This window comes from Xanthomonas sp. SHU 166 (assembly GCF_000364685.1).
Classification (GTDB): Bacteria; Pseudomonadota; Gammaproteobacteria; order Xanthomonadales; family Xanthomonadaceae; genus Xanthomonas_A; species Xanthomonas_A sontii.
In genome coordinates this window covers 1-6,223 of sequence record NZ_AQOJ01000072.1, presented here as the reverse complement: position 1 = coordinate 6,223, position 6,223 = coordinate 1, and the positions used below count along the sequence as shown (strand labels likewise).

Annotated in this window: 4 protein-coding genes; 3 read left to right on the top strand and 1 reads right to left on the bottom strand. The window is 67.4% G+C overall.

Translation table 11 applies throughout. From position 1 onward, the window contains the following. Positions 1-270 precede the first annotated feature (270 nt). From D180_RS03075 to D180_RS03065, 3 genes are all read left to right on the top strand, one after another. Positions 271-2,472 (top strand): TonB-dependent siderophore receptor, encoded by a 2,202-nt coding sequence (locus D180_RS03075; protein WP_043090389.1) that lies wholly within the window; start codon positions 271-273, stop codon positions 2,470-2,472. A gap of 132 nt (positions 2,473-2,604) precedes the next feature. Continuing rightward, complete coding sequence (locus D180_RS03070; RefSeq protein WP_043090390.1) at positions 2,605-3,477, top strand: hypothetical protein; 873 nt, start codon at positions 2,605-2,607, stop codon at positions 3,475-3,477. A gap of 32 nt (positions 3,478-3,509) precedes the next feature. After that, positions 3,510-4,838, top strand: a complete 1,329-nt coding sequence (locus tag D180_RS03065; RefSeq protein ID WP_043090388.1) for an XVIPCD domain-containing protein — start codon at positions 3,510-3,512, stop codon at positions 4,836-4,838. A 170-nt stretch (positions 4,839-5,008) separates the two neighbouring features. On the opposite strand, the gene D180_RS03060 is transcribed toward D180_RS03065, so the two are convergent. After that, entirely contained in the window at positions 5,009-6,043 is a 1,035-nt protein-coding gene (locus D180_RS03060; RefSeq protein WP_017911633.1) for a patatin-like phospholipase family protein, read from the bottom strand. Positions 6,044-6,223 lie beyond the last annotated feature (180 nt).

The window sequence follows — 6,223 nt, the reverse complement described above, 5'->3', positions numbered from 1 at the left end:
CGAATTCCACTGAACAACGTGGTGGGTTTACACAGCTAGCGGGAGCGCTGCGGATGTGTCGCAGCGTGTCGGCGCGTGGCCGCCCTTGTTAAGTTGTTGCTAACGATTTACATTTGCGTTCTGCGACGGCCATCCACGGCCACAGCCCCTCCGCCAGCCCTGCCGGGCCAGCCACGTCGATTCCCGCCGTGGAGCGTGGCTGCGCCTGCCCCTTTCCTCCACCGCGGCGCGACGGTGTCGCCGCCGCGCCCCACCCCGCGAGATCGATTCATGCTTTTCTCCGCTCCACGCCGTCTGTTGTCCCTCGCCGTGCTGTCCGCGCTCTCCGCCGCCTCGGCACCGTTGTTCGCCGCCGAGGCCGCGGCCGCGGCCGACGTGCAGCCGACCACGCTGGACAAGGTGGAGGTCAGCGGCAGCCCGTCGCGCGCGCAGCCGTCCACCACCACCCGCCTGCCGCTGACGTTGCAGGAGACGCCGCAGTCGGTGAGCGTGCTGGGCCAGCAGCGGCTGGAAGAGGAATCGCTGTTCAGCGTCAACGACGTCATGCGCAACGTCACCGGCGTCAACGTGTCCTTCTACGACACCCAGCGCCCGCTGTACTTCGCGCGCGGCTTCCAGATCACCGACTTCCAGGTCGACGGCCTGCCCACCTACAGCGGCTCCACCAACCAGGAATACGACATGGTCTTCTACGACCGCGTCGAGGTGATCCGCGGCGCCAACGGCCTGCTCAGCGGCGCCGGCATTCCCTCGGCCACGGTCAACCTGCTGCGCAAGCGCCCCGGCAAGAGCTTCGATGCGTCGTTCGCGGCCTCGCTCGGCACCTGGGACTTCCGCCGCACCCAGGCCGACGTCACCGCGCCGCTGACCGCCGACGGCCGCTTCCGCAGCCGTTTCGTCGCCGCCTGGCAGAACCGCGGCTACTACTACGACCACTACACCGAGCAGAAGATGTCCGGGATGGCGGTGCTGGAAGGCGACCTGACCGACACCACCACGGTCACCGTCGGCTACCAGCGCCAGGACAACGATCCGGTCGGCTCGACCTGGGGCACGGTGCCGTACTTCTTCGCCGACGGCAGCTTCGCCGACCTGCCGACCTCCACCAACCTGGCGCCGAAGTGGGCGCGCTGGCAGCGCAACACCCATACCACCTTCGCCAACCTGGAACAGCGCTTCGGCGACAACTGGCTGCTGAAGGTCAACCTGGCGCGCACCGAAGGCGAGGTCAACAACCTGCGCGTGTACGGCAGCGGCTATCCCAGGCGCGACGGCAGCGGCATCTACCTGCGCGCCGCCGCCGGGCAGGCCACCGACACCCGCGACGGCCTGGACGTGTACCTGTCCGGCACGTTCCCCCTGTTCGGCCGCGACCACGACGTGGTGGTCGGCGGCAGCTGGCAGGACCTGCAGTCGACCACGCCGACCCTGGCGCTGCGCTATCCGGGCGACTGGACCACTTGCGGCCGCGAGCGCTGCTACTACATCCCCAACGTCTACGACTGGCACGGCGACGTGGGCCAGATCACCACCACGCGCACCGGCGCGCGGCGCGAGGCGCGCACCACCCAGCGCGGCGTGTACGCCTCCACCCGGCTGCGCCTGGCCGAACCGCTGTCGCTGATCGCTGGCGCACGCCTGAGTTCCTGGCAGACCCGCACCCAGGCCTTCGCCGCCGACGGCAGCTACACCGGCACCAGCGGCCGCTACCGGGTCAGCGACGAGGTCACGCCCTACGTCGGCCTGGTCTACGACCTCACCCCGGCCATCTCCACCTACGCCAGCTACACCGAGATCTTCAATCCGCAGAACTACAAGGACAAGGACAACAACCTGCTGGCGCCGGTGCAGGGCTCCAACCTGGAAGCGGGCATCAAGGCGCAGCTGGCCGACGGGCGCGCGCTGCTCAGTGCGGCGGTGTTCGAGGCCAGGCAGGACAACTACGCGGTGCGCGACATGACCCAGCCCGAGGCCTCGCTGCCCGACGGCAGCTCGGCCTACATCGGCGTCGACGGCACCAAGAGCCGCGGCTGGGAACTGGAATACAACGGCGAGTTGCGCCCGGGCTGGACGCTCAATGCCGGCTACACCCACGCCAAGGTCACCCGTGCGCCGACCGACGCGATCTACGCCAACCTGCCGGAGGACTATCTGCAGCTGTCCACCCAGGTGCGCCTGCCCGGCGCCTGGCAGCGCCTGAGCCTGGGCGGCGGCGTGAGCTGGCAGAGCGCGGTGCGCGGCTACAACATCCAGCGCCCGCTCGGCGACGGCAGCGCCGCCACGCGCCCGGTCACCGTGGTGCAGGATCCGTACGCGCTGGTGCACTTCAACGCCAACTACCAGCTCAGCACGCAGTGGACCGCGACGCTGGCGGTGACCAATGCATTGAACAAGAAGTACTGGGCCAACCTGGATTACCAGAACTACGGCGAGCCGCGGTTCGTCAGCTTTACGCTGCGCTGGCGGTACTGAGCCGCGGCGCATGACAGGCAAGGACGCCCGTCGCGCAGCCCGGCATTGCTGCGATGGTGGTCGCCGTGGCGATGCGTGCCGATGGCCGGCACTGCGCGTCTATACTGCCGCCGCCATCATCGGAGGATGCAGATGCGACCCGCCACGCGCTTGGCCCAGTGCTTGTTGCTTGCCGGCATCCTGCCCCTGGCAGGGTGCGCACAGTCCGGCTCTGCCGACACGCCGGCGGCTACCTCCACCAATGCCCAGGGCTGCGTGAGACAGCGCCAGCTCGGCCCACAGGATCCGTTCAAGACGCCGCCACCATTGATGGAGGCATGCCTGGGTCCGTACAAGCTACGCATTCCGGCCAACTACTTCGGCGACCAGATGGGGCCGAACTTCGACGACAGTTTCGGCCTGTACCTGGAATACCCGTCGCTGCAGCCGTTCGCACCGGGCGAACGCGCGCATCTGAGCCTGGATGTGTCGACGCGGACGGTCGATATCGGGTACCACTATTTGGATGGGGTGGACGTGCATGAGGCGCTACGCAGGCGCTACACCGGCTATTCCGCGGACAAGGAGAATCCGGCAGAGCATCTGCAGAGCCGTCTCAGGCAAAGTCCGGTATATGGGCTGACGCCCTACTATCCGGATCTTCCGAAAGTGTTTGCCTACTACAAGGCAAAGGGATACCGGGCATCGGCGCCTGTGTTCAACGCGGAGGAGCACGATGATTGGTACGTCGAACGGGATGCACATGGCGAAATTCGCACCTTCATCAAGTGCACCTCGCATGTAGTGGCGGAAACCGGTGTGGAGTACCAGAAAGGAAAGCTGGTGCGTAGCCAAGACGCCGAACTTCCAGAGTGCCGTCATATCTTGGTGCTTCCCGACGTCAGTACGCTCGTGGAGGTGCGCTACGTGCGCGCTGCATTGCCGGACTGGAAAAGAATCGAGGATGCAGCGCGTAGCTATCTGGAGAAGTTCATGGTGAAAGGGAATCGGGCGCAGAACAGGTAGTTCTGTAGGCAAACGGCAAAGGAGCTCTGGGAATGAGTGGTCTGGACAAGGGCGATATCGCAGTTCTCGGTTACTACGCCGAACAGGGAAATCGAGAGCTTTATTGGAACTACCTCGCAAACAAGCAAGGCAACGACGGCTACGGGTTGCTCGCGCTCGGTGTCGTCCGCAACGATAACGCACCAGGTGCCACGGCAAACGCGTTCGCCGAGAGCCAGGCCCGTCGTGACGGCGTCGCGATGAGCGAACGGCAGTGGAACAAATTCGGCATTGATTTGATGAAGAGCGACTTCGAGAGTCGGCGAAGCTACTTCGACAATGGTCAACCCGCGCAGGCTCTGAATCTTCCAGTCAAGGACGTCGAAGCCGTCCATGACGCGACCTTCCAGAAGCATCACATCAACCCCAATGGCTGGACGCCGCGCGAACTGCTCGACGCCGCGCGCCGCCATGGTGGCGAGCCCGAAGCGGAGAAAGTCTGGTCGATGATGCTCGACAATTCCGCACTCGGCTTGAGCCGCGCCGGTTTCACCATGAACGACGTGCGCAAGTACGACGACGCGCAGCTGGATGCGATGTCCTATATCGGGCGCATGACCGCTGCGCGGGCGCTCGCGCACGAAGCGCGGCCGATCGCCGATCCGGAGCGGATCGGCGATCGGAGCGTCTACTACGAGCGCGATGCGCGGACCGGCAAATGGACCAACTGGGTCGATGGCGGCGAGCAGACCATCGCCCAGCCGGTGCGCGACCCGCAGCAGCTGCGCGAGCTCGACGATACGCGTGCACTGCGACTGGAGCGCCAGCAGTTACGCGAGCAGTTCCATCCCGAGGATCAGTACCGCCACCAGCCGATCCTGCGCAGCCCGCAGACGCTGGCCGAAGCCGATCCGGTGCGGGTTGATCCGGCGACCGCGCAGGCCGCGCGCACGTCCGATCCCAGCGAGCCAGGCCATCCGCGTCATGCGCTGTACCAGCAGTGCGCCGCCGGCACCCAGGCGCTGGATCGGCAGTTGGGGCGCAGCCCCGATGCGGACAGCGCCTGCATGGCGGCCAGCGTCACCGACCTGGCCGCACGCAACGGTCTGCAGCGAGTGGATCACGTGCTGTTGAGCGAGCGCGGGCGCACGGCGCAGCCGGGCGAGCTGGTGTTTGTCGTGCAGGGCGATCCGAAGGATCCGGCGCACCTGCGCGCGCACATGTCCACCGAAGAGGCGATCCGCACGCCGGTAGCGCAGTCCTTCGAGCGGCTTGCCGAGTTCGATCGGCAGCAGGCGTTGGTCCAGGCGCAGCAGGTCGCCCTGCATCAGGATGTCCACCAGCAGGACGCGCAGCTGCAGAGTGCGGTGCCGCGGATCTGAGTGACGCGACGCCTGCGGGACCTGTGGTCATGTCCGCAGTGCGCATGCTGGATGCGACTGCTGTGCGTCCCACGCCAGGCGTCACAGCGGCGCGCGCGGTTCTGCAAATGTGACTGGTGTGCTTACCCTCACCCCCGGCCCCTCTCCCGGCGGGAGAGGGGAGCGAATGCTCAGTCTTTCGGCTTGCAGGGATCGTCGCGGCGCAGCAGGCGGCCCAGTCGCGATTGCGGCTCGCACGGCGGCGGCGCCGGTTGCGCGGCTTTTGCCGCCGCGGCTGCGGCGGCCGCGCGCTGCTGCTGCAGTTGCGCCAGCTTGGCCTTGATCTGCGGCATCGCTGCCAGCGCGGCCTTTTCGCCCTCCAGGATCGCGGCGTTGCGCTGGGCGAAGTCGGCCGCGCCGATGTCGTTGACCTTGGGCCGGATCACGATGTCGGCGCGGCCCAGTTCCTGCTGGCCCAGGCGCTGGCCCATGATCGCGATCGACTGGTTGACGGTGCCGAGCATGCTGCCCGGGTTCTTGCCGCTGGCCTTGCTGGAGATGTCCACGGCGATGACGAAGTCGGCGCCGAGCTGGCGCGCCGCGTCCACCGGCACCGGGCTGACCACGCCGCCGTCCACGTAATGGAACTTGCCGATGGTCACCGGTTCGAACACGCCGGGGATGCTGCTGGACGCGCGCACCGCCTGGCCGGCATTGCCGCGCACGAACACGGTGCGCTCGCCGTCTTCCAGCCGGGTGGCGACCGCGGCGAACGGCTTGGCCAGCTTCTCGATCGGCTTGCCCTTGAGCTGGGCGTTGACGTAGTCCTGCAGCGCCTGGCCCTGCACCAGGCCGCCGGAGAACAGGCGCATGTCGCGGATGCTGCTCTCGTCCAGCGCCACCGCCGCCTGCTGCATCTGGAACGCGTCCATGCCGCTGGCGTACAGCGCGCCGACCACGCTGCCGGCGCTGGTGCCGGACACCACCGTCGGCTCCAGGCCATTGGCCTGCAGCATCTTGATCACGCCGATGTGGGCGAAGCCCTTGGCCGCACCGCCGCCCAGGGCAATGCCGATGCGCAGCGGCTGGGCCGCCGGCGTGGGCACCGGTGCCGGTCCGCTCACCACCGGGGCCGGCGGCGCCGGCTTGGGTTCGCCGCCGCAGGCGGCAAGCAGGCCGAACAGGGACAGGGACAGCAGCAGGCGCGGGGAGCGGAACACGGTCATGGATGCGTCGCGGAAGGAAGAAGAAGGGAGGAGCCGGCGCGAGGATAGCCGCATCCTCCTGCACCGCCCACGACTGGAGGTCATGGCGTGGGGTGTGCGCGTGCTTGGGTGAGGGTGTGGAGGCTTGTACTACGCATTCTGCGAGACGCTGCGCGCCGTACCCTCACCCCAACCCCTCTC